Source organism: Halalkalibacter oceani, from assembly GCF_040544555.1.
GTDB classification, from domain to species: Bacteria; Bacillota; Bacilli; order Bacillales; family Bacillaceae_D; genus Halalkalibacter; species Halalkalibacter oceani.
Genome location: NZ_JBEPKD010000016.1, coordinates 15,668 through 40,767, shown reverse-complemented (window position 1 = coordinate 40,767; position 25,100 = coordinate 15,668). Strand labels below are relative to the sequence as shown.

At 49.1% G+C, this 25,100-nt stretch carries 20 protein-coding genes and 1 other annotated feature; of the genes, 2 read left to right on the top strand and 18 right to left on the bottom strand.

What is annotated here, in order from left to right; genetic code table 11:
* Window positions 1-189: 189 nt before the first annotated feature.
* The 6 genes from ABMB67_RS15995 to ABMB67_RS15970 all read right to left on the bottom strand — a co-directional run bounded on the left by ABMB67_RS15995 (window position 190) and on the right by ABMB67_RS15970 (window position 8,843).
* Window positions 190-1,203 carry a hypothetical protein gene (locus ABMB67_RS15995; protein ID WP_251223857.1) on the bottom strand — a complete coding sequence of 338 codons (1,014 nt, stop codon included), beginning with the start codon at window positions 1,201-1,203 and terminating at the stop codon, window positions 190-192.
* Window positions 1,204-1,390: 187 nt separating this feature from the next.
* Window positions 1,391-2,158 carry a prepilin peptidase gene (locus tag ABMB67_RS15990; RefSeq protein WP_251223856.1) on the bottom strand — a complete coding sequence of 256 codons (768 nt, stop codon included), beginning with the start codon at window positions 2,156-2,158 and terminating at the stop codon, window positions 1,391-1,393.
* 315 nt (window positions 2,159-2,473) lie between these two features.
* Entirely contained in the window at window positions 2,474-3,796 is a 1,323-nt protein-coding gene (locus ABMB67_RS15985; protein WP_354572681.1) for a bifunctional folylpolyglutamate synthase/dihydrofolate synthase, read from the bottom strand.
* Window positions 3,797-3,939: 143 nt separating this feature from the next.
* The gene (locus ABMB67_RS15980) at window positions 3,940-6,582 is read right to left on the bottom strand and encodes a valine--tRNA ligase (RefSeq protein WP_354572680.1); all 2,643 of its coding nucleotides are present in this window, start codon (window positions 6,580-6,582) and stop codon (window positions 3,940-3,942) included.
* Window positions 6,583-6,642: 60 nt separating this feature from the next.
* Window positions 6,643-6,882 (bottom strand) — a binding site (T-box leader).
* Between the two features lie 157 nt (window positions 6,883-7,039).
* Window positions 7,040-7,756 carry a hypothetical protein gene (locus ABMB67_RS15975; RefSeq protein ID WP_251223853.1) on the bottom strand — a complete coding sequence of 239 codons (717 nt, stop codon included), beginning with the start codon at window positions 7,754-7,756 and terminating at the stop codon, window positions 7,040-7,042.
* Entirely contained in the window at window positions 7,743-8,843 is a 1,101-nt protein-coding gene (locus ABMB67_RS15970; protein ID WP_354572679.1) for a molybdopterin-dependent oxidoreductase, read from the bottom strand. The genes ABMB67_RS15975 and ABMB67_RS15970 overlap by 14 nt, the downstream gene beginning before the upstream one ends.
* A 133-nt stretch (window positions 8,844-8,976) precedes the next feature.
* Between ABMB67_RS15970 and ABMB67_RS15965 the strand changes: the two genes are divergently transcribed.
* Entirely contained in the window at window positions 8,977-9,177 is a 201-nt protein-coding gene (locus ABMB67_RS15965) for a YszA family small membrane protein (protein ID WP_251223851.1), read from the top strand.
* A gap of 107 nt (window positions 9,178-9,284) precedes the next feature.
* On the opposite strand, the gene ysxE is transcribed toward ABMB67_RS15965, so the two are convergent.
* From ysxE to hemA, 9 genes are all read right to left on the bottom strand, one after another.
* Window positions 9,285-10,298: a spore coat protein YsxE gene (gene ysxE, locus ABMB67_RS15960; protein WP_354572678.1), complete on the bottom strand. Its 1,014-nt coding sequence runs from the start codon at window positions 10,296-10,298 to the stop codon at window positions 9,285-9,287.
* On the bottom strand, window positions 10,295-11,200 hold the full coding sequence (locus ABMB67_RS15955; RefSeq protein ID WP_354572677.1) for a hypothetical protein: 906 nt from the start codon (window positions 11,198-11,200) through the stop codon (window positions 10,295-10,297). The genes ysxE and ABMB67_RS15955 overlap by 4 nt, the downstream gene beginning before the upstream one ends.
* A gap of 15 nt (window positions 11,201-11,215) precedes the next feature.
* Window positions 11,216-12,472, bottom strand: coding sequence for a stage VI sporulation protein D (spoVID, locus tag ABMB67_RS15950; protein ID WP_354572676.1), 1,257 nt, complete (start codon window positions 12,470-12,472; stop codon window positions 11,216-11,218).
* A gap of 231 nt (window positions 12,473-12,703) precedes the next feature.
* Window positions 12,704-13,990, bottom strand: a complete 1,287-nt coding sequence (gene hemL, locus ABMB67_RS15945; RefSeq protein ID WP_354572675.1) for a glutamate-1-semialdehyde 2,1-aminomutase — start codon at window positions 13,988-13,990, stop codon at window positions 12,704-12,706.
* Window positions 13,991-14,005: 15 nt separating this feature from the next.
* Window positions 14,006-14,986: a porphobilinogen synthase gene (gene hemB / locus ABMB67_RS15940; RefSeq protein WP_251223846.1), complete on the bottom strand. Its 981-nt coding sequence runs from the start codon at window positions 14,984-14,986 to the stop codon at window positions 14,006-14,008.
* Window positions 14,979-15,773, bottom strand: coding sequence for a uroporphyrinogen-III synthase (locus ABMB67_RS15935; RefSeq protein WP_354572674.1), 795 nt, complete (start codon window positions 15,771-15,773; stop codon window positions 14,979-14,981). Before ABMB67_RS15935 ends, hemB begins: the two co-directional genes overlap by 8 nt.
* Window positions 15,770-16,705 (bottom strand): hydroxymethylbilane synthase, encoded by a 936-nt coding sequence (gene hemC / locus ABMB67_RS15930; RefSeq protein WP_354572673.1) that lies wholly within the window; start codon window positions 16,703-16,705, stop codon window positions 15,770-15,772. Before hemC ends, ABMB67_RS15935 begins: the two co-directional genes overlap by 4 nt.
* A gap of 189 nt (window positions 16,706-16,894) precedes the next feature.
* Window positions 16,895-17,710, bottom strand: a complete 816-nt coding sequence (locus tag ABMB67_RS15925; protein WP_251223843.1) for a cytochrome C assembly family protein — start codon at window positions 17,708-17,710, stop codon at window positions 16,895-16,897.
* A 17-nt stretch (window positions 17,711-17,727) separates the two neighbouring features.
* Complete coding sequence (gene hemA, locus ABMB67_RS15920; RefSeq protein ID WP_251223842.1) at window positions 17,728-19,104, bottom strand: glutamyl-tRNA reductase; 1,377 nt, start codon at window positions 19,102-19,104, stop codon at window positions 17,728-17,730.
* A 305-nt stretch (window positions 19,105-19,409) separates the two neighbouring features.
* On the opposite strand from hemA, the gene ABMB67_RS15915 reads away from it, so the two are divergent.
* Complete coding sequence (locus tag ABMB67_RS15915) at window positions 19,410-19,883, top strand: LiaI-LiaF-like domain-containing protein (RefSeq protein ID WP_354572672.1); 474 nt, start codon at window positions 19,410-19,412, stop codon at window positions 19,881-19,883.
* A 128-nt stretch (window positions 19,884-20,011) separates the two neighbouring features.
* On the opposite strand, the gene yihA is transcribed toward ABMB67_RS15915, so the two are convergent.
* The 3 genes from yihA to lonB form a co-directional block, all read right to left on the bottom strand.
* A complete protein-coding gene (gene yihA / locus ABMB67_RS15910; RefSeq protein ID WP_251223840.1) occupies window positions 20,012-20,599 on the bottom strand; it encodes a ribosome biogenesis GTP-binding protein YihA/YsxC in 588 nt (195 codons plus the stop codon).
* Entirely contained in the window at window positions 20,596-22,923 is a 2,328-nt protein-coding gene (lon, locus tag ABMB67_RS15905; protein WP_354572671.1) for an endopeptidase La, read from the bottom strand. Before lon ends, yihA begins: the two co-directional genes overlap by 4 nt.
* A 141-nt stretch (window positions 22,924-23,064) precedes the next feature.
* On the bottom strand, window positions 23,065-24,735 hold the full coding sequence (gene lonB, locus ABMB67_RS15900) for an ATP-dependent protease LonB (RefSeq protein WP_251223838.1): 1,671 nt from the start codon (window positions 24,733-24,735) through the stop codon (window positions 23,065-23,067).
* Between the last annotated feature and the right edge of the window lie 365 nt (window positions 24,736-25,100).

The following is a 25,100-nucleotide window of genomic DNA, read 5'->3' as shown; positions in this document are numbered from 1 at the left end:
CAGGCTTTCTTTAAGAATACCAAATTTTCACACTTCACTCAATAGACTTTGACGCAGAAAAACCACTTTCCTCGACAAAGGAAGTGCCATCTTCTCCGAAAAAAAAACGGCCCTATCCTGCACAAAGCGAGCAAGGACAAAGCCGTCGACTTTCCTTATTTGGACATTTCAGAAAACTGGCGTTATTCTTTATCCCAGCGTAGCCACCAGCTGTTCATAGGCCAGTAAGGCTTCCAACAGGGCCTGCTGGGTGCCCCATAAGGCAGCAGCATCTTCCGTCTCAACGTAATGTTTCAGTTGATCCTTTCCTTTTACTAAAGCGTCACCAAGCGCGAGCGCGGAAGGCTGAGCCGCATCAGGAAGCTTGGAAAACACTTGATCCCGTTCTACTTGCAGCGTATCGAGATTTTGCTCAAGCTCGGCTGCTTTTTCAGCTGTCGGCAATGTTCCTCCGGTCAAGCCATCGACAGAGAGATGCAATAGTTCCTTATATTGTCCTACCGCCCGATCAAACCAGCTCGTTACGTCCTCTGGCTGCCCTGTTACCGCTTGTCCTTCAATGCGGTATGACTTCACATACGTCTCTTGTCCATATTCCTGATAAAGGTTGCTGATCTGTCCAGCCTGAGCACGATCTCCGCCGAGACCGATGAACATATAAAATGGATCAGTATGTTCAGTTAACAAGGCCGCCAGTCCTCTATCCTGGAGAATTTGCACACTTTCCATTCCCTTTTCCGCCGCCGCGAACGCCCCTCCTTGAACAACCTCGACTGCCAGCACCGGCAGCCCGGCATCCGTCCCGGAGAAGACCGGTACATCGGCGTTGGCGCTGTTTGCTTCCGTCCCTTCAGCAGGCTCACCGGTAAAGAGAGTTAGCACGACCAGCCCCATGCCGATTCCGATGACAAGGGCCGAGCAGATCGCAGCTAACAGTGTCATCGACAAATGCGGTTTGGCGCCTTTGTAAAGAGCTTTTTTCTTCCGCTTAAATGGAAGTCCCGGGCTTTTCTCGCGGTTGCCATCGTCCCAATAAGGCTGCTCGTTCCGTTTACGCTCGGCCTGTCTTTTCTTAAAATCAAGCACATTATTAGGCCGGGGGATTAAGCTGCTGTCATCATTCTGCTGTTCGTAAGCGACTTCTTTCACCTTCTGCTCTTTCCCATTTAAACGAACTGAAATCGAATGCTTCTCCCGCTCCATATCTAGCACCTCTCTCACTCGTTAGTCTTTACTTTATTCTATTAAAAATCGCTAGCTAATAGAACTAGAAGTTTACCAAGATTTGAAATCTGTTCCGGAACAAAGCTGTTTCCGTCAATTTTCCCACTTGAATGCTACGGACGGTGCGGCTTGTCCTTCATTCCCAGCCATCCGCCAGGCAATTTGTTCAGCCGATTCTTCTCATATACCATTCTACTAAAGACTCTCCAAAAAAATAAGCGGTTATAGCCCCTAACACGATAAATGGGCCAAACGGAACCGGCTTCCGTCGTTCTACCTTACCAATTACTAGAGCAGCCCCTCCCAGTAACGCCCCGGACAAACAGGAGAGAAAGAACGCCAGCAGCGTATGTTGCCAGCCGAGGATCAGGCCAAGCACACCAAAAAGCTTTACATCGCCTCCACCCATGCCTCCACGGCTAACAATGGCGATGATATAGAGCAAAGCAAAGCCAGCAATGGCGCCAAGAAAGGCATCCCACCACGGCTCTGACGGCAGAAAGCAAAGCCGAAGCAGCAAAATCAGCGCCGTGAAAAACAGCAGCACACGATCAGGAATCAGCATATAGCGGACATCACTGACAAAAATAATCGCCAGCAAGGACACGAGCACAAGTAATAAAAGCGTATCTCCCGTCCACCGGTAAACATAAAAAGAGAGGGCAAATAATAGGCCGGTTCCAAGCTCTACCGCCGGATACAATGGGGAAATCACCGCCCTGCAAACCCGGCAGCGGCCCCGCAAACACATATAGGATAAGAGAGGAACCAGCTCCCACGCGGAGAGACGATGCCCGCAGACGGGACACTGCGAACGCGGCTTAACAATCGATTCTCCTACGGGTAGGCGTAAACCAACAACATTATAAAAAGAACCTACTATGCAGCCTACTAAAAACAAATAGAGCATCACCAGGCGCTCTACCTCGGTCATGATCTTCCTCCTTTTCTGTTTTTTTCTAAAAGTGATTGAAAGAAAGGAAAAAAATTGATGGGCACGGAGAAAATAAGAGGTGCCATTACGAAAAACTAGAAAGGGGTTGCGAAGAGAAAAACTTTATTATCACAATTGAATGAATAGTAGGAAAAGTCAATGCAAATGAGCTTGGGCGAAAGGTTTTTTCCCATTTGCCCAGCCCCGTTGGGAAGAGACCACTGAAAAAGTGAAAATCGTACTTTTTCAGCGGCTTCGTTGTGAATCGGTTTCTCACACCGGACATGCGGCGAGTAAAGCGATTTGTGCAAACGTTTAAAGGCTCCCCTCTCCAGCCGGAAAGCCAGTCTCCTTCCAGGCTGCTCTGACTGCTGAAACAAAATAAAGAGAACCGCAAATCAGCAGCAGTTCATCCGCCTCCAGCTGCCTTACTTCATCAGCGACAGCCCGCTGCCACTTCTCATCATAGCGCTTTGCCGTTACCTCGGCCTGCTCATATAATGATTTCGCTGCCGCGGCCCGAAAGAAGTCGAAGCTCGTAAAGGTAAAGGCTGCATCCAGTCCGGCAAATGGGGTAAGCAGGCTTTTCATATCCTTTTCCTTCGTCGCAGCGAGCAGCAGCTTATAGCGCTTTTGCGGATAATGCTGCTTCAACGTCTCGGCCAATGATTCAAACCCTTCTTTATTATGTGCGCCGTCTACGATGACAAGCGGATGATCCGAGAGCCGTTCAAAGCGGCCATTCCACTTCGCCTGTGCCAGCCCCTCCTTCAAAGCCTGTTCGCTGATTGAGTAATCAAACTGCTCATGTAATTTCTGTAAAGCGGCTAGGGCCACGGCGGCATTGCTCCGCTGATGAGCACCGGCCATCTGAATCGTCACTTGTAGACTCTTGCCGTTTTTCCGTTGAAACAGAAAGCTTTGCTCTTCTTCTTTGACGGACAGCAAATCTTGTGTAAACGTCGAACCGAGCTGCTCATATTCACTTTGCCGTTCCTCCGCCGTTCTTTTGATAATCGCTTGGGCCTCCGGCTGACTTACTCCGGAAATAACAGGACGGCCGTTTTTAATGATTCCCGCTTTTTCATATGTAATGTCCGCTAAGGAATCACCAAGAATGTGCATATGGTCATAGCCTATTGACGTGATGATTGAGAGCAGCGGCGTCACAACATTGGTCGAATCAAGCCTGCCGCCAAGACCTACCTCAAGCAAAACAAGATCAGGCTTGGCGATCCGGGCAAAGTAATCAAACGCCAGAGCGGTAATCACTTCAAATTCAGTCGGGCTGCCGAGCTCCGTTTCTGCCAGCTCGTCCACAAGTGGACGAAGCTTGTTCGCGCAGGTGACGAGATCGCCGCCCGCAATCGGCTGACCATTCACAGATACCCGTTCTTCAAAGCATTCGAGATAAGGGGACGTAAAGGTCCCTACTTTGTATTGTGCTTTTTCTAATACATGACGCATAAAACTGACGGTTGAACCTTTTCCGTTCGTTCCGCCAATATGGACAACGGCCAATTCCCGTTCCGGGTGATCAAGCCGCTGAAGCAGCCACTCCATCCGCTTCAGTCCCGGCTTAATGCCGAAGGGGAGCAGGCTGTGAATCCATTCGATCACTTCATCCGCCGTTTGCATTCCTATCCCTCCTGATGACTTTCTGTTTTTCAAAACGCAAGCCGGTGTCCAGCTGATCGAAAAAAGCAGCGGATTTATGCCGGGCATAACTAGCAGGGCTAGCTTTCAAACAGGTGCCCGGACATGTTTCGCTGCTTCGTCCATTATCCTTCTAATTCCGCTATCCGCTTCTTAACCGTATCGCGCTTCGCCTGATAATCAGCCTGCTTCGCTTTCTCTTCCTCGATAACATGAGCTGGGGCCTTCGCAATAAATCCTTGATTGGCGAGCTTTTTGTCGACACGCTCTACTTCCTTGTCGAGCTTTGCCAGTTCTTTTTTCAACCGTTCGATTTCAGCGTCAAGGTCGAGCAAGCCGGCAAGAGGCAGGAACAGCTCGACGCCGCTAAGCACCTGCGACATTGATTTCTCCGGCGCTGTCACATCTGTTCCGATCACAAGTTCATTTGGATTACAGAACTTCTCCAAATAGCTGCGACCGCGCTCCAGCCGGGCAAGAACTTGTTCGTCCTTGGCATGAATCAGCAGCTCAATTTGCTTGCTCATCGGTACATTCAGCTCAGCGCGCGTATTGCGGACGGAACGAATGATTGATGTTAACAGCTCCATATCAGCCTGCGCATCTTCAAAAACGAATGTATCCTGCTTCACCGGCCACGATGCCACTGTGATCGATTCGCCCTGATGCGGCAAGTGCTGCCATATTTCCTCGGTAATAAATGGCATCATCGGGTGCAAAAGTCGCATTGTCTGGTCAAGAACATAGGCCAAAACGGAACGAGTCGTTTTCTTAGCCGCCTCATCTTCTCCATACAGCGGCAGCTTGGCCATCTCAATATACCAGTCACAAAGATCATCCCAAATGAAGTTATAGAGCAGTCGGCCCACTTCTCCAAATTCATAGCTGTCAATTAAGCGGGTAACGTCTTCAATTGTTTGCTGCAGGCGAGTCAAAATCCATTTATCGGCAATCGACTTCTCGCCGCTCAAATCAATCTCTTCATAGGTCAAGCCTTCCATGTTCATTAGGGCAAAGCGTGACGCATTCCAAATTTTATTCCCGAAGTTCCATGTCGCTTCGACTTTTTCCCAGTAAAAACGCAAGTCATTTCCCGGGGAACTTCCGGTTGAAAGGAAGAACCGTAAGGAATCGGCCCCATATTTGTCGATGACATCCATCGGATCGACGCCATTGCCTAATGATTTACTCATTTTCCGCCCTTCAGAATCACGGACAAGACCATGAATCAGCACATCGTTAAATGGCCGCTTTCCGGTAAACTCCAAGCCTTGGAAAATCATTCTTGAGACCCAGAAGAAGATAATATCGTAGCCGGTTACGAGGACATTCGTCGAGTAAAAACGCTCAAAGTCCGGCGCCTTCTCTTCGGGCCAGCCCATTGTCGAAAACGGCCACAGAGCAGAGCTGAACCACGTATCAAGCACGTCGTCGTCCTGCTTCCAGTTCTCCGGATCAGCCGGTGCCTCATGTCCGACATGCACCTCGCCCGTTTCCTTATGGTACCAGGCTGGAATGCGGTGCCCCCACCATAGCTGGCGTGAAATACACCAGTCGCGGATATTTTCCATCCAGTGCAAATAGGTCTTTTCAAAACGTTCCGGTACAAAGTTAACCTTGTCGGCAGACGCCTGCAGTTCAACGGCCGCCTTGGCGAGCGGCTCCATCCGCACGAACCATTGCGTCGATAAATACGGCTCTACGACCGCTCCGCTGCGCTCAGAATGACCGACGGAATGCAGATGATCCTCAATTTTGAACAGGACGCCATCCTCCTGCAAATCCTTGACGATTTGCTTTCGGCACTCAAAGCGGTCCATCCCTTTGTACTTTCCTGCTTTCTCATTCATCGTCCCGTCTTCATTCATCACAAGAATCCGTTCCAGCTGATGGCGGTTGCCGATTTCAAAGTCATTCGGATCGTGGGCCGGGGTAATTTTCACCGCTCCTGAACCGAATTCCATATCAACATAGTCATCGGCGACAATCGGAATCTCGCGCCCGGTGATCGGCAGCGTCACCGTTTTGCCGATCAAATGCTTATAACGCTCATCCTCGGGGTGGACGGCTACCGCCGTATCACCGAGCATCGTTTCAGGACGTGTTGTCGCGATCTCGATTTCCCCGCTGCCGTCCGTCAGTGGATATTTCATATGATAGAAGGCACCCTGAACATCTTTATAAATAACTTCAATATCGGAAAGAGCTGTCTTCGTCTGCGGATCCCAGTTAATAATATACTCCCCGCGGTAAATCAGTCCTTTGTTATAAAGGGAGACGAAAACTTCGCGCACCGCCTTGGACAACCCTTCATCCAGCGTGAAACGTTCACGGGAATAATCAAGGGAAAGCCCGAGCTTCGACCATTGATTGCGGATGAAGGACGCATATTCTTCCTTCCATTCCCACGATTTTTCGATAAAGCGCTCACGCCCAAGATCGTAGCGGTTCAGCCCTTCTTCTTTGAGCTTTCCTTCTACTTTCGCCTGCGTCGCAATTCCGGCATGGTCCATTCCAGGCAGCCATAATGTGTCATATCCTTGCATCCGCTTCACTCGAGCGAGAATATCCTGCAATGTCGTATCCCAAGCGTGGCCGAGATGAAGCTTTCCTGTCACATTTGGCGGCGGGATGACAATCGAATATGGTTTCTTCGTTTCGTCTCCCGTCGCTTCAAAAAATTTCCCTTCCAGCCAATAGGAATACCATTTTGCTTCTGTTTCCTGCGGATTGTACTTCGTTGGCATTGTCATGTCCTGGTTACTCATTTTTATATGTTGCCTCCCTGTAATAGCATTGTGGCCGCCCAATACAAAAACCCCCTCCATCCAAAGGACGAAGAGAGTTGACTCGCGGTACCACCTTTGTTTGCAGAATAAATCCTCTGCACACCTTATCCTGATAACGGTCAGTATCCGGCTTGCTTACTTCGATCATTTTCAAGAAAATGTCTTTCACCAAGCAGCTCCTAGGCGACCTTCGATTCGTACCTCTTAAGAAATCTCCCAGCAAATGATTTCTCTCTCTGAAAAGCATCCGAACCTACTCTTCCTATTCAACGCCAGCGTTATAATTGTGTTTTTATTTTAGCTTGAATGCCAGTCATCCGTCAATAAGAGGACTTGTCCCCTTAGGTTGATTTTTTCCTTTTCTGAACAAGAAGGATGACATTCTTTTAAACGATTTTGTCGCTCTTCTACCAAGCATCGACGAAAAAACCACTTTTTATTCCAGCTGTTCACTGTCATAGGCTTCTTCCGGAACAAGGGGAACTTGCTCATCTGTTTTTTCCAAAAGAAGCTCAAAACCGATCTGCTGCGGATAGCCGCTGAACGGGCCTAAATAGTCCGGCCTGATCGGCTGCGCCGCAAATTCCATCAGCAGCTCGTCTTCCGTCACCGTGAGAGTGAGCGTCGTCTCTTCCTGGCGTTCTAACGAATAGCCGCGAAAGTCCGTCTCATCGAATTCAGTAAATACCGCCTGATAAACCGTCCGGTCCTCCTCACTTTCCTTCCGTACTTCCTCCGCTTCGAGCAGCATATCCCTCATCCATTGAAAAGGATTGTCGAGCGGGGCAAATTCAGCGACAAAGCGGTCAGAGGTCGTCCCTTGAACCCACTTATCCCCGCTTTGTACAAACAGGCGATCCCCTTCAAAATGAGCATCAAAGGTGAAAAATGAATCATTTGAAACAGCGGCGGACACTTGGAAAAAGCTCTTCTCGTTCGACCAGATTCCTTGTTCCTCTGTCGCTACTGTTCCGTCCTTTTCATAAGAGGAAGCGACTTGATAAACTGCCTGCTCCCACTCTTCTGACTGAGCGTTCCAATCCCTCCATATCGCATCCATTTTCGTCGGCACGAGGAAATAGGCAGCCGCGGCCCCGATCAGGAGGGCAATGATTGGAATGAGTATCTTTTTCATCGGTCTATAAATAGCCATTTAAGTCATAGCCTCCACTTTGCTGCCAATAACCAATTTCCCGCTTCTCGGTAAATTCAAGGCGATTGACCCATTTGACCGATTTGTAGCCATACATGTCAGGATGATAGAGACGGCACGGAAAACCCATCGCCTGCTTCAGCGGTTCTCCGTCAAGCTCATAGACGAGAAGCGCCTCTTCGTCAAGCAGCTGCGTCGTTAAAAACGAGTCAAAATACATCCCGTCGCCGGAATAAGCTGTCACATAATCACTTTGCGCTTCGATCCCGAGCTGCGTCATTAAGTCTTTTACTTTAACCCCTTTCATCTCGACATGGCGCACGCTCCAGCCGGTCACACAGTGGAAATCATCGACGATCGTCGTCGCCGGAAAACGCGGCAAATCATAATACGTGATCGTCTCGCTTTTATTCGTCAGTCCATCGATCGTCAACGACCACTCTCCAGGTTGATAGCGCGGGTAATCATTTGTGACATTATAAATCCGGAAATAGCCACGCCGTCTATTTTCACTGTCAACGGCAGATAAAACCGGGGTCAGCCATTTCAGCCAGCTTCCAATCATCAAAAACAGCACGGTTAAGCCGCTCAGCTTCAAAAAGTCACGACGCTCGAACTTGTTCTCGGCAATCGCCGGAGGAAGAGCGACATGCTTTGTCCACCAGTCCGGCCATGGAGCTTTCCAGGAGAACAGATGTCCGAGCGAATGGACGAGCAGCCACGGAATATACAGAAAGGTTGTCCAATCATGGATGACGACCGCTCCATTGCGCAGCGTGACGGGAAAATAAGCCTGCCAGTACATCATCGCACCCGAAACTGCCCATAAAAAAAAGAAAATCGTATGCAGCCAGAAGTTGAACTTACTGGCCCGCGGCTTTTTAAGAAGATAGCGTCCAACGCGCAGAATGGAATAGCAGACAACCCCAATATAGAGCACAGCAATCGTCACATGAACGGATACGAGTGGCACGCCAAGCTGATTAAACCATGTCCGGGTCGTTGTCATATAAAGACAAAGTCCCGTTACAAGAAGAAGAACGAGTAAAACACCATGAATCAGATGGACTCTAGTAAGCCATCTCATCTCTGCCACACCCCATTTTTCAGAAAAGCGCTTCAATTTTTTTTAGTATACACGATTTCAGGGGAACTGGGAACGAATATGCTGCCGCCGCATAATCTGTAGAGACAAACGGTTTTAGGAGGGAGGCCTCTTTATGAAACGCCGCTTTCGTCATTTCCCGCCGCCACCCCGTCCTCGTTTCTGGTGGAAAATCAGAGCGATATGCTTGCAGATCTTCGTACCGCTTATTGGCTTTCAGTTGATTCGGACATTTTTCTTGCCGACGACATTTGATATTATTCTCCTGACGCTTATGATCGTATTTTATTTATCGCTGCGCCTCGAATTATTTTAAGAGGAGTTGTCCAAAGCTACGCTTTACGACAACTCCTCTTTTGTGAAGCAGCTTTTATCCTGCAGACAGCGAGCAGGAAAGAATGCCCTCCTCCTCGCTTTTCCCTGCTATTGGGAAGCCTCCTGTTCAATCACAATCAGCTTCTGCGTCAACCGCTGTACCTTGCGCATCGCAGTTAACCGCTTCTCTAACCGTCTGACATGCTCAAATTCACTCATGCTGCTCCGGTTTGAAACATAAGCTTCCACCGAGTAAGCGACCGGCTCAGGAAAGTTTAAGTAGGCACATGTTAAGTGCTTCTCTTCATCAAGAAGCGGAAGATGGTGCTCATAGCGAATAAACCAGCGCTGTACTTCTTCCTCCGACCAATAAGCATTTGGAAAGCTGTAGCGGCAAAAGCTCGCCAAGTCACGAGCCGGGGTATCAATACTCGCTCGTTCAAAATTGAGCAGCAATGCTTCGTTATCCGGAGAAAAAAGAGCATGAGAACGCTGCAGCCGCCCGTGGCAAAGCACAGTCCGGTATTTTTCCTTTTCAAGACAAAGCTCATACCATTTCTGCAAATGCTCCGTCGCCGCCTCCGCCATTTGGTCGAGCATAAACGCATGGGTTAAAAAAGTCAGCTCAAAAGGAGACATATACGTTTTATTCTCAGCCTGATCAGCAAAGCGCTGCAATTCCAGCCGTCTCATTTCCCATCTTTGGACAAGCTGCTGCACGGATTGCTCGACCTGTTCCTTTTGAAAAGCCTCCGTTTTAACGGTCAGCCGATGGATCACACCAAGCTGATCGGCCAGTTTTTCCTCACGCGATTCTCTTGCTGTATATTCAATCGTTTCAAACCACGGCATTAAATAATACGTGTGAGAGCCTGTCGCTACCGTATACTCCCCGTACTTCGTCGGCAAAATCGGCACCGCCTGCTTATAACCAAGCTTTGTCAGCTTGCGCAGAGCATGAATAAACTCATCTGCCTGATGGGTCGACATTGTCGTTTCCTTTAAAGCAAATTCACCGCGGTTCGTGGAAATCCGCTTTATTTTCCCGAGATCTTCAACCTGCTGTGGATACAGATCATAATAAAAGAGAACAGATGCGTACAGCGCAGGTTCATACCTCATGACGTCATCACCCTCCTTCTGCTGTCAATCGAGGAACTGAGCAGGGCCACCAGTTCCTTGCTGCGCTCCCATTTTGCAACGAGCTGATTGATTTCACCGGAAATCGCCGCATCCGTCGGATTTGTCTCAAGCAGCGTGACGAGAGAATCGAGCTCATAAGGCTTCAACAGCTCTGCCAGCAATAACATCGCCTGCTCATTCGAGACATATGTCTGCATCCCTTTCCACAGCTCAAGGCAACCATCCTTTCCATAATGCTCAAGCCAGCTTTCCAAAAATGACCGCACGGTGAAGTACCCTCTCTCCGGACGCTCCATCGTCCCCTGCCAGATCATCACCTGATACACATGCCTCGTCTCTTTGCTGAAGTGGAGCTGATCAAGCAAAGGGAGCCGCTCATCAGCCAGCTTGCTTTCAAGCGCCGCAGCCTTCTTCCTCCGCACAGCTGCTTCCCTTACTAATGACGAGACGAAGGCGTGCTGCTCCTGAGGAAGAATAGGAAGCGATTCCCGCAGCTCCGCATACAATGGCTCCCGCTTCACGACCGGTTCAACGGCGGCTTCTGTTTCCAGTCCAAAGGCGATCATTGTTCCAATCATTAAGCCAATCTTTTCAGCTACTTCCTTGCTCGGGACGGTTCCGGTTACTTCATCATGCACCGTCAGCCAGCCATCCTTCCACTCCAAAGCGGGCTCCTTGTTCGTCGCCCGAATCATCCGATCTGCTAAAATGAATGGCGTGACACGACAATGATCACGCCATTCAATATGCCAGTCAAGCAGCTCTTTATCGGACCAATACCGCAGTCTTTTCCGTCCCTGTTCCGTCTCTACAAGCGCTTCATTGACCAACCGGACATCCTGCCAGGCAAATCGCTCTTTAAGCCAATCCAGCAATTCCATGTAGGTACTCCTTTTTTACGATTCTGAGGAAACCGGAATATAAAGTATTTGACCTTCCTCGACCTGTTCATTTTGTAACCGGTTGATGCGGACGAGCTGATTGGTGGAGACATCGTAGCGGTCAGCAATCGTTTCAAGTGACTCGTTCTCCTGAATAATGCACATTTTCAGCTTAATGAACCGTTCTTCCTTCTTCGCCATCATTTTCGTTAAATAGAGCGCGTTTTCCTCTCGTGGGGTCGGCGGTTCACTTTCTGCAGGTGCCTCCTCTTCCTCCTCTACAGACAGTTCTTCCTCGGCCAACGGTTCTTCCTCTACCCTTTTTTGCGCCGCCAATGTGATTTTCGTTTCCGGCTCGGTGCGGGTCGGCGCCGCTTCCTCTTCCTCTCTTTCTTCCCCTGTCTCGACAACTGCCAGCTCTGCTTGTTCCGGCTCATTGCGCATCAGCGCCGGCTCCTCCTCCCGGCTCTCTGCCGCCACCTCAAGCGCGACCGGCTCTTCTGCTTCTGGCTTCTCAGACTCTTGACGGCTCAGTTGTGCTGCCGCCTCCTCCTGCTGCTCTTCGACTGCCTGCTTCGGTGGGGCGGCCGCACTCGGCACAGGCTGTGGCGGCTGCGGGACGCTCGGCGTTACGAGTGTGTTTTCCTGAACGGACGGTCTTACCGGACGAACCTTTTGCGCTGGTGGCTGAGTCTGCTGCTCCCTTCTTTGCTCTGGTACGGTTGAACCAGGCGTCGCCGGCTGTCTTTTCGCATCAAAGGCGAAAGCCGTCGGGATCGCTCTCTCGGCCACTTTCGGCTTCGGCTCTTCTGCCTGGGGCTGTGTATCCTGCAAATTCGTCATTCCGCTGATGCTAATATCAGCCGTTAGTTGAATGCAGCTCTTCTCAGGCAGATCATAGTCGAAGGACTCTACCTGGACGTAGACATCATCCAGATCATGAATTCGGCTGACCGGAATTGTCACATCAATCGGAAAGAAATGTTTAATCGAAGCTTTGCCATTGTCGTTCGTCACAACTTCCCCCGCCGAACGGAAAGACACCTGCCGTTCTAAAGAACGTTCCACATTGATCTCTTCCTCCTTTACCGCCGGCTCATATTCACCGACTAATCGCAGACCACCGCGAATATAAACGTGATCGGCCCGTTCCTCAATCACGATTTCCGGCTCAAGTGACATTCCGAGGATTTCTTCAATTTCTTGCCCTTTATTTAACCAAACTGATTCCTCAATCGAAAATGAAAGCTTAGATGAATGCTCCTGTGTCATCCTTCATTCCTCCTTCTCCTTCTCACGAAATAACGTTCGTCTCTGCCGTATTCTAGTCAGTACAATAACACTCTATGACAAGTTCTATCGCGATATTCTTCAATTCTGAAAATCACTCCATTATCGGCAGCAATTCATTTAAAAGGAAGGGAAAAACGAAACGGACATAGCGGAAACTCCACGATATGAAAGAAGGACCTGAAAGCCGAAGCTCTCAGGTCCCTCTCACTGCTATTTAAGAGTTGAAAATACGCGTTCCGCAGCCGCGATCGTTTGATCAATGTCTGCTTCTGTATGCTTTGTCGACAGGAACATCCCTTCAAATTGTGATGGTGGAAGAGAAATACCTTGCTCAAGCATCCCTTGGAAATAACGGGCGAACATCTCTAGGTTAGACGTCTGCGCTTTTTCGAAGTTCGTCACCGCTTCATTTGTGAAGAAAAAGCCGACCATTGAACCCGCCCGATTAATATGATGTGGAATCTCGTACTTTTCGGCCGCCGCAGCTAAGCCTTGCTCCAGGCGCTTCGCCAACTCGTCAAAGCGCGTGTAATCCGCTTCAGTCAGCTGAGCAAGCGTCTCATAGCCCGCACACATCGCCAGCGGATTGCCTGATAGCGTACCCGCCTGATAAATCGGCCCGCTCGGGGCAATCTGCTCCATAATGTCACGTCTGCCGCCATAGGCCCCGACCGGCAGACCGCCGCCGATCACTTTCCCTAAGCACGTCAAATCAGGCGTTACGCCAAATGCACCTTGCGCGCATTGATAGCCGACGCGGAAGCCGGTCATCACTTCATCAAAAATGAGTAAGCTGCCGTGCTCTTCCGTAATGGCGCGAAGCTCTTCGAGGAAACCTGGCTCCGGCGGTACGACGCCCATGTTTCCGGCAACCGGTTCAACGATCACGCCGGCAATATCCGAGCCGAATTTCTCGAAAGCATAGCGAACGCTCTCTAAATCGTTATATGGCACAGTCAGTGTATTTTCCGCAATGGAAGCCGGTACACCAGGACTATCCGGCAGCCCGAGCGTCGCGACACCGGAGCCGGCTTTGATCAGCAGCGAGTCGCCATGGCCGTGGTAACAGCCGATGAATTTTAAAATTTTGTTCCGGCCGGTAAACCCTCTCGCCAGCCGCAACGCACTCATCGTCGCTTCCGTGCCGGAATTGACCATCCGTACCACTTCAATCGACGGGACCCGTTCGATCACGAGACGAGCGAGCTTTGTTTCCAGCTCGCTCGGCGCGCCGAAGCTCGTTCCTTTTTCAGCCGTCTCTTTTAAAGCGGCAATCACTCGTTCATCCGCATGGCCTAAAATAAGCGGTCCCCAGGAAAGGACATAGTCAATATATTCATTTCCGTCAATATCATAGATTTTGGAGCCGGCTCCTCTTTCCATAAAAACAGGCTCCATTTTCACTGATTTAAAAGCTCGTACCGGACTGTTCACTCCACCTGGCATTAATGGCTTCGCCTGTTCGAATGCTTGCTTTGATTTTTCAAATGAGCGCACTTGCATCAGCCTCCTTTATGAATTGGAAATCCAGCGTGCAACATCTTTCGCATGATAAGTCAAAATGAGATCAGCACCTGCGCGCTTCATACTGATCATTTTCTCCAACACGATTGCCTTCTCGTCGATCCAGCCATTTTGACTGGCTGCCTTCACCATCGAATATTCCCCGCTAACATTGTAGGCAACAATCGGCATACCGGAAAAATCCTTGACTTCCCGAATAATATCCAAGTATGAAAGGGCCGGCTTGACAATCAGCATGTCAGCTCCTTCTTCAATATCAGACTCCGCCTCGCGTAATGCCTCGAGCCGATTGGCCGGGTCCATTTGATACGTTTTGCGATCGCCGAACTTCGGCGAGCTGTGGGCGGCATCACGGAACGGACCGTAAAAAGCCGATGAATACTTGACCGCATAGGACATAATCGGAATATCTTCAAAACCGGCTTCATCAAGACCGTGGCGAATCGCAGCAACGAAACCGTCCATCATATTTGAAGGCGCGATAATATCGGCACCGGCTTCGGCCTGAGAAACGGCGGTTTTCGCTAATAGGCTCAACGAAGGATCATTTAACACCTGACCGTTTTCGATAACGCCGCAGTGCCCGTGATCGGTATACTGGCAAAGACATGTGTCGGCAATAATCGTTACGTCCGGATAATGTTGTTTAATTTGGCGAATCGCTTTTTGCACGATTCCGTGATCATGATAAGCGGACGTTCCAACATCATCCTTATGATTCGGCACGCCGAACAACATTATGGCCGGGATTCCAAGTGATACGACTTCATCGATTTCAGCATCAACAAGATCAAGCGACAATTGGAACACACCTGGCATGGAAGCGACTTCATTCTTTTCATTCGTTCCTTCCGTGACAAAAAGCGGATAGATTAAGTCACTCGCATGAATCTGCGTCTCCTGAACCATCTTTCGAATCGAGTTCGTTTTCCGTAAACGGCGATGACGTCTAAATTGTAAATCAGTCATTTTCCTTCTCTCCCTTCGTATGTAACACAAGTTGTTCCACTAAAGCTTCTATCGTATATTTAGCAGGCATAAGATCAACCGATAAGCGGTAATGACGTGCCGTCCTGGCGGCGATTGGCCCGATGCAGGCTATTTTCGCCGATGCTGTCACCCCTTCAGCTTCCAGCTCTTTTAACAGCTCCGCATAATGAGAGACTGTCGACGAGCTTGTAAAAGTAACATAATCAAGGGTCGTATGCTCAAGCGCAGCACGTAGCTCCGCCTTTGCTGACGGCGGGCAAACCGTCTCATAAACGATCAGCTCCTCCACTTGAACACCTAACTTCGTCAGCTCATTTGGCAACAGGCTTCTTCCAAGATTCCCGCGTGCGAGCAGAAGACGATCTCCTCTTTCCACCTTCGGACTCAACGCTTCGAGCAGCCCCTCGGCGACAAAGCTTTCCGGAATCAGATCAGCCCGCAGCCCGTACCGGCTAAGCGCCGCCTCCGTTTTTGAGCCGACCGCTGCTATGTTGACAGGCAAGGATTGACCCGTCAGCCGAAGCTCGCGCAGCCGCTCGAAAAAAAAGCGCACGCCGTTGGCACTCGTAAAAACGAGCCATTTGTAGCTGTCCAGCTGCTTGAGCACCGCTTCGCTTCGTGCGCCGTCTGCCGGAGCTTGAAAGGCGATCAACGGCACTTCAATCGCTGTCCCCCCATGCCGTCTAATAAGCGCGGAAAGAGCCTCAGCTTGTTCCTTTGCTCGCGTAACGAGAATTCTTTTTCCAGCCAGGGGAAGCTCCGTCATTGCTGATCCAGCTCTTTTTTCACTTTATCGAGAATTTCCTTCGCTCCTTGCGCCAATAAGCGCTTCGCTGCTTCCTCACCGATCGTCCGCGGATCGTCTCCGTTGACCGTCTCCTTCAAGAGAACATCGCCTTCCGGAGAACCGACAAGGGCAGTCAGTGACAAGCTTTGATCTGCTTCAATAACGGCGTAACCGGCAATCGGAACCTGGCAGCCGCCCTCCATCCGGTGCAGGAACGTCCGCTCCGCAGTCACCGTTCTTGCCGTTGTGTCGTCATTAATATGGGCGAGAAGTCCGATCAAATCATCATCATCGGCGCGGCATTCAAGTCCGAGTGCCCCCTGCCCGACTGCTGGCACGCATAGCTCAGGCTCTAAATATTGCGTAATCAGCTCCTCGGAAAACTGCAGTCTTTTCAATCCGGCAGCGGCTAAAATAATCGCATCAAAGCCTTCCTCACGAAGCTTGCGCAGCCGCGTTTCTACATTTCCGCGGATCCACTTCACTTCCAGATCCGGTCGCGCAGCAAGAAGCTGAGCGGAACGCCGCAAACTGCTTGTCCCGATGACGGCTCCCGGCTTTAAATCGTTAAGCAGAACATGATCATTGGAAATTAAGACATCACGCGGGTCTTCGCGCTCTGTAATCGCTGCCAATGTAAATTGATCCTGCAAAACAGACGGGACGTCCTTCATACTATGTACGGCAAGATCAATCTCTTTATTAGCTAAAGCCTGCTCAATCTCCTTGACAAACAGCCCTTTGCCGCCGACCTTCGACAACGTCACATCAAGTATCTTATCACCTTTTGTTACAATCTCTTTTACTTCAAATTCATAGGGCAGCTCAAGTTTGTTTAATTGAGCGATGACCCAATCGGTTTGGGTAAGAGCAAGATTGCTGCGTCTTGACCCAATCACAATTTTTCGCATATGCGTTCTTCCTTCCTTTCAATCTTCTGTTCTCTCTATTCTAACCTGATCCGGCCCGATTCAACAGGAAATAAGAAAATCGTAAAACGGCTTTTCTTAGAAGCGGTGCGTGGAGCCGACGCTCTTCCGTTAATCGCCCTAAAAATTTATACCCTTTATGCTCTTTCAAGGAAAAATCCCGTCCCGCGCTTAATACCATAAATGAAAATTCGAATACTGCCCTGACAGGAAGTAATTAATCAACAGGACGAGAAAGCCGGCAATGCCTAACAGCGCCATATTATAGCCTCTCGTAAATTTGACGACCCTCATATACAGATAGACTCCATAAATCCCGAGGACGAGCACGGAGCTAATCACCTTTGAATCAAGCAGGGGGATATATGTCGCTTGCGTCGATGCCCAGACGAAGCCGAGAATCAGACCAATAAACAAAAGCGGCCAACCAATGATAACCGCGCGGTAAGAAAGCGTATCAAGCGTTGTTAAGCCGCCGAAGCGAAACAGCCTCTGGCCCCATGCCTTTCGTTTCAGCATCTGGTGCTGAAGCACGTACATAATCTGGCACGCAAAGGAAAGAGTAAAGGCAGCATAGGATAATAAAATAATCGAAATATGAATGACGAGCAGCTCTGAAGCGAGCAGAACCGTCAACGATTGCGGAATATCGCCATCAGGGGTAAACAAGCTGAAAGCCATCATGCTAAAGCCGATCACATTGGCAAAAAACACAAGGAAATCAACCCGGAAAAACCAATTGATCACCAGTGACAAGGTCACGACAAGCCAAGCGTAAAAAAACAGCCCTTCAAATGGCGTCATAAGCGGGACACGATTTAACTCCAAGGCTCTAATGATAAAAAAAGAGGTCTGTAAAACCCAGACAATAGAAAGCAACCAGAAAGCCAATCGATTGACTTTCCGGTTGTGTTGTAAAAAATCGATAAAATAGCCAAGTACGCTGAAGCTATATAAGACAATCGTAACAGGATAAATCCAGTTCATGATGAGTCCCTTCTCTCTTAAGAGCGGACAACAGCAGCTTTATGCGATGCCGTTACATATTCTTGCTTGTGCGCCTCCCACTTTTTCTCTACTTCTTCAATTCGAGCACTTTCCTGTTGAGCAGTCAATTCTTCTTCAAGACCAAAAATTTGGGTAAATAGATCGAGCGCTTCATCAGCATCCGGCTGCGCAGCAAGTTCTTTTACTTTCGTAACTGGATCACGCAAAAGCTGGTTCACAATGCTCTTTGTATGTTTTCGCAAGATTTTCTTTTCCCGCTCCGTTAAGTCAGGCAGCTTACGCTCAATGCTTTCCATTGTTTCAGCCTGTACCGCCAATGCTTTCGTCCGGAGAGCGGTAATGATCGGAACAACTCCTAACGTATTTACCCACTGCGTAAATTCAACGATTTCCTCTTCCACCATCAGCTCAATTTTCTCCGCTTCCCGCTTCCGTTCAGCGAGATTTGCTTCGACAATGTTTTGCAGATCGTCAATATCATAAAGATAGACGTCGTCAAAATCAGCCAGCGCCGGATCAAGATCGCGCGGCACAGCAATATCGACCATGAAAAGCGGACGGCCTTTCCGCTTTTTCATCGCTTTTCCCATCATCTCTTTTGTGACGACAAAGTCTCTTGCCCCCGTTGAACTGATGACGACATCGGCTTCCGCCAGCGTCAATTGAAGCTCTTCAAAAGGACGCGCTTGTCCGAGGAACTTCATCGCCAGCTCAGCTGCCTTCGCTTCTGTCCGGTTAATAACGGTAATTTTCGTAGCGCCATTGGCGTGAAGATGCTTCGCTGTCAGCTCACTCATCTTCCCTGCGCCAAGAATCACGACATGTTTACCGGCGAAGTTGCTGAAAATATTCTTACCAAGCTCGACCGCTGCATAGCTGACAGACACCGCATGCTGACCGATTTCCGTATTGGAATGAGCTCGCTTCGCAAGCGTGATCGCCTGCTTGAACATCTGATTAAAGATCGTGCCCGTTGCCTGCTGCTCCTGAGCGATTAGAAAACTTTCACGCACCTGCCCGAGGATTTGGGTTTCACCAAGGATCATCGAATCCAGGCCGCACGTAACCCGGAATAAATGTTCAATCGCTTGCTGATCTTCGCGGATCGTTACATACGGCAGAAATTCTTCCTTTTCCATGTCAAACCATTCAGCCAGAAAGGTTTTCGTGTAATGACGACCGGTGTGCAGCTGATCCGCGACAACATACACCTCGGTCCGATTACAGGTCGATATAATCGTGCACTCAAGAATACTTTTCATATGACGCAGCTTTGTTAACGCTTGAGGGAGCTCTGCTTCCTGAAACGCAAACTTTTCTCTCATTTCGACAGGAGCCGTTTTATAGTTAAACCCCACAACCAGTATATGCATCCTGACGTTCACCCCCATAATAAAAATCCCTAAGAAAACGCCAGAAGCGTCTTTCTTATCCTTCATCCGTTCTCTATCTTTTCTACCCTTTATCCTAAAGGGCGAATCCGATTCACTTTTAACTGTCTACATTATAACATGTCTAATGTAGCACTTCCAAAAAAATTGTGAACAGATCATGAAGGCTATGCTATCATGATCATATTGCAAGCTACATTCAGCATTATTACACAATCTCTACTATAACTATCATAACCGCGTAATGCAATAAGTATGTCTTATGCTTTCATCAAAGGGAGGATTTTATGAAACAGGGGCGGATTTTCCCGGGCTTTTTACTAATTGGTATTGGATGTTATTTTTTGCTGCAGCAGCTTTCTTTCCCATTTGCCGCGCAGCTTTTGTCCTGGCCTTCGATTCTCATTGTAATCGGAATCGCTTTTTTGGCCCAGGGGTATTGGGGCAGGGAAAGTTCAATGGTCTTTCCCGGAAGCCTCCTTACCGGACTCGGTGTTCACTTTCACGGCTTGCAGTTCATTGCGGCATGGCCGGATCATTGGGGAATGTATCCGTTCATTATCAGTCTTGCCTTTTTTCTTTCCTTTCAAAAGACGAAGCGTGATGGGCTGATTCCTGCGATCATCCTGCTGATTATTGCCATTATCAGCTTCACTTCACTCAACCCGTTCGCCTGGCTGCTGCATACCTTTGCGTTTCTCGGCGGCATTTGGCCGCTTATTCTCATTGCGCTCGGTATCATTCTTTTAATTAAAAGATGAACAGGAACGCAGAAAGAGCTTGAGACAAAACTAGCTTTGGACCTACTGGCAATGGCTTCACACGCCACAAGCCCGTTGTGAGAAACCCACTCACAACGGGCTTTAAAAGAGCGTGGCGGTTCCGCTCATTACATTGACGCATAGTAGAGAATTTTTTTCCATAATTCTTCTTTTCCATGGGCCGTTTCTGCCGAGAAAAGCATAATCGGATCGCTCTCATCCTTTTGCAAATCCTTAGAGATGATGCTAAGATGCTTTTGCCATTTTCCTTTTGGGATTTTATCGGCCTTTGTCGCGACAACGATCACCTGCATATCAAAGTGCTTCAGCCAGTTGTACATCATTTTATCATCTGCTGACGGCGGATGTCGCAGATCGACAATTTGAATGACCGCTTTTAACTGCGGGCGGTTTTGTAAATACGTTTCGATCATTCGTCCCCAGGCCTCGCGCTCGGTTTTCGGCACCTTGGCAAAGCCGTAGCCAGGTACATCGACAAAATAAAGCTGCTCATTCACCTCATAAAAATTTAACGTCTGCGTTTTTCCCGGTTTCTGGGACGTACGGGCAAGTCCCTTCCGATTGATCATCTTATTAATAAAAGACGATTTTCCGACATTGGAACGGCCGGATAACGCGATTTCAGGAAGTTGCGTATCGGGGTATTGGTCCGGCTTGACAGCGACCTTTGCCAACTCTGCTTTTGTTACTTTCATTGCTTTTCTCCTAACGCATGAGGAAGCACTTCATCCAAGTGTGAGACGAGGATGTACTCCAAGTCAGCCCGTACACTTTCCGGCACCTCTTCTAAATCTTTTTCATTGTCCTTCGGAATGATGATTGTTTTCAGACCGGCGCGGTGAGCGCTCATCGACTTCTCTTTCAAACCGCCGATCGGCAAGACACGACCACGGAGCGTCATTTCTCCAGTCATGCCAACTTCCTTTTTCACAGGGCGGCCCGTCAAAGCGGAGATCAGTGCCGTTGCCATTGTAATACCGGCTGACGGCCCGTCCTTCGGCGTCCCTCCTTCCGGCACATGGATATGAATATCACTGTTTTCATTGAAGCCCGGGTCAATTTCAAGCTCTTCAGAACGAGAACGAATATAGCTGAACGCCGCCTGAGCCGACTCCTTCATCACATCGCCGAGCTTTCCGGTGAGTGTCAGTTTTCCTTTTCCCGGAGAAATCGAAACTTCAATCGAGAGCGTATCGCCGCCGGCAGTCGTATAGGCCAGTCCAGTCGCCGCTCCAACCTGGTCCTCCACTTCAGCAAGACCATAGCGGAAGCGCGGCTTCCCAAGCATGTCCTCTACAGCTCTTTCCGTCAAGACAACCCGCTTCTTCTCACCCGACACAATGATCTTGGCAGCCTTCCGACAGGCCGAAGCCAATTGTCTTTCCAAGCTGCGCACGCCTGCTTCGCGCGTATAGTAGCGGACAATTTTCTGCAATGCTGTATCCTTTACTTGCAGCATCCCTTTTGAGAGACCATGATCCTTTTTCTGCTTCGGCAATAAATAATTCTTCGCAATTTGGATCTTTTCCACTTCTGTGTAGCCGGCAATTGGAATAATCTCCATCCGGTCGAGCAGCGGTCCCGGGATCGTGTTAATATTATTAGCCGTTGTGACAAACATCACCTTCGATAAATCATAAGGTTCTTCAATATAATGATCGCTAAAGCTGTTGTTCTGTTCCGGGTCGAGTACCTCCAGCAGGGCGGCAGATGGATCACCGCGAAAATCATTGGCCATTTTATCGATCTCATCAAGCAGAAATACCGGATTAATCGAACCTGCTTTTTTCATCCCTTGTATAATTCGGCCGGGCATCGCTCCGACATACGTGCGGCGATGACCTCTAATTTCGGCTTCATCGCGAACGCCGCCTAAAGAAATTCGGACAAAATGACGGTTCAGTGAACGGGCAATCGAGCGGGCCAGCGATGTTTTCCCGACTCCAGGCGGTCCCGCCAGGCAGAGGATCGGCCCTTTTAGTTCCCGTGTTAATTGCTGAACAGCCAAATATTCCAGCACGCGCTCCTTGACCTTTTCCAGCCCGTAATGATCCTCGTTCAAAATTTCTTCAGCGCGAATGACATCAAGCTGATCTTCCGTTTCCGTCGTCCACGGCAATTGAACAAGCCAGTCCAAATAATTTCTCAGAACGGAGCTTTCCGCAGAATTCGGCGGCATCTTCTCGTAACGGTCAAGCTCTTTTAACGCTTTTTCTTCGACAGACGGCGGCATTTCGGCTTTTTCAATCCGCTCGCGAAGACTCGCTACTTCTCCCGTGCGTCCTTCCTTATCGCCAAGCTCCTTCTGGATCGCCTTCATCTGTTCGCGCAAATAATATTCCTTTTGCGTTTTTTCCATCGACTTCTTGACGCGCTGGCCAATTTTCTTTTCTAATCCGAGCACTTCCTGCTCATTGTTCAGAATATCGATCAACGTCATCATCCGCTTTTCAACAGACGTCGTATCAAGCAGCTCCTGTTTCTGAGCCAGTTTCAACGGAAGATTCGCGCCGATCACGTCGGCGAACTGGCTTGGATCAGTCATATCTTTGACGATTGTCAATGTATCGGCTGATATTTTTTTGGAAACTTTCGTATATTGTTCAAACATCTTAAGAAGATTGCGCATCGTTGCTTCCAGCTGCGGAGTCATCTGACTATCCTCGTCCTCAAGCAGAAGCGCTTCTACCTGAAGAAAGTCCCCTTCATCAACGAATTGTTCAATCCGGGCCCGTTTCAGTCCTTCTACATGGATGCGGACTGTCCCATTCGGGAGTTTCAACAAACTCTTTACTTTCGCTATAGTTCCTACTGTATAAATATCTTCTTTCGTAGGTTCATCTATAGAAATTTCCTTTTGAGTAGCAAGTAAAATCTGATGATCATGTTCCATGACCTGCTCTAACGCTTGAACGGACTTTGCCCGACCGACATCTAAATGCAGCACCATTGCCGGAAAGACAAGCAATCCGCGTAACGGTAGAAGCGGAATTTGTCGTTTTGTCGCTGTATCGACCATCCGCATACACCTCCATACATCCTATTTCCAATCTAGCATTCACAAAGAACAGCGTACTTTCTTCCCACTGTTCCTTGAGATCTTTTGGGGAAGATTCTAATCTTTTTCAATTTTATCTTATCCCCCAACCTTTGTCTAATCTTATACTGGTGCTATGGATGTATTCATTTCAATTCCGGCAGGGACCACTTCCTGATCTGCTTCGGCTCCTTCCATTGCCAGCTCAAGAACCTCATCAAGATGCTCAACCGCAATCACCTCAATCCCGGTGACTTCCTGCAGGAGAGCCTGCTCATTTTCCTTAGGTATCATCACGGTTTGCGCGCCTGCAAGCTTTGCTGCTTCCACCTTCGCGACAACGCCGCCGACCGGCTTCACTTTTCCATGGATGCCAAGCTCGCCGGTCATCGCCACCGTATTTTTAATTTTTTCTCCGCGAATCGCCGAATAAATTCCTGTTGCGATCGCAATTCCCGCAGATGGACCATCAACGGGTCCTCCCCCCGGGAAATTGACATGAATATCATAATCCTGAGTCGGAATCCCCATTCTTCGCAAGACAGTCACGACGTTTTCCACTGACCCTTTCGCCATGCTTTTCCGGCGAATCGAACGCATTTGGTTGCCTGTGCTTTCCTCCTCAGCAATACCGGTTATGTTTACATTCCCTTTTCCCTCATTTTTAATAACATTAACTTCAATTTCCAGCAATGCTCCGAGATTAGGCCCATACACTGCGAGACCGTTGACGAGCCCTACCGCCGGCTGATGGTGAATCTTCCGCTCCGGACGCGGGGCCAACTGACTCGCATGAAGCACCCATTCGACATCGGCGCAGCTCAATGTTGTTCTGCCCTCCGACGTGGCAACACCGGCGGCGATTTGCACAATATTTACCGCTTCACGGCCATTGGTGGCGTATTTGGCAATGCATTCAATCGCTCCCTCTTCGGCTGTGAACGAGATTTTCGCCGCTGCTTTTTCAGCTATTTGAATAATTTCTTTCGGCTTGAGCGCGCGGAAATAAACCTCCAGGCAGCGTGACCGAATCGCCGGAGGAAGCTCCTGCGGCGTTCTTGTCGTCGCCCCAATTAAACGAAAATCCGCCGGCAATCCCTTTTGAAAAATATCGTGGATATGGCGGGGAATTTGACTGTTTTCCTCACTATAGTAAGCAGACTCTAAAAAGACTTTGCGGTCCTCCAGCACTTTAAGCAGTTTATTTAATTGGATCGAATGAAGCTCGCCAATTTCATCGATGAACAACACACCGCCGTGCGCTTTCGTCACCGCGCCGTGCTTCGGTTGGGGAATGCCGGCTTGTCCCATCGCTCCGGCTCCCTGATAAATCGGATCATGGACGGAACCAATGAGCGGATCGGCAATCCCCCGTTCATCAAAGCGGGCTGTCGTACCATCCAATTCAACAAAAACAGCATCCTGGGAAAATGGAGATTTCGCGTTGCGCTTCGCTTCTTCTAACACGAGGCGAGCCGCCGCTGTTTTGCCGACCCCGGGCGGTCCATAAATAATCACATGCTGCGGGTTCGGTCCGCATAATGCGGCACGCAGTGAGCGAATCCCTTCCTCCTGCCCAACAATATCAGCAAAGCTTGCGGGCCGAACCTTCTCGGAAAGCGGCTCGCTTAATGAAATGGAGCGCATCCTTCTTAATTGTTCCATCTCTTTTCTTGATTCCCGGTCAATCGAGACGCGCTGACTCCGTTGATTCCGTAATAAATTCCAAAAGTAAATGCCGATGACAACGCCAAAAAAAAGTTGCACAACCAATGCAATTCCAGTCCAATTCATACATACCCCTCCAGAAGTTGTCGTTTGTTTCTTTTAGTATGACCGGGAACCACTTCCCTAATCAAAGAAACTTCTGAGAAAGATTGGTTACGACTATCCTCATCTCAACGATAAAAAGCCTTGGATAAAAGGTCAAAACCAACCTTTCATCCAAGGCTTAAAACAGTAGCAGTTACGTTTCGGGCGCAGCCAGAAGGAAAGAAAACCATTTTCCTTCTGGCTTTAAAACCATGGCCCGGACTCCACGCGCTGTTTTGGAGATGTCTGCGCATAATGGCTCTGCGCGCTGCGTGTCAGCCAGGGGAAGTTCACCCTGGCTGACTTAAAAGAGCTTGCAGCGGCTCCGCTCATTACGTAAAAAGAGT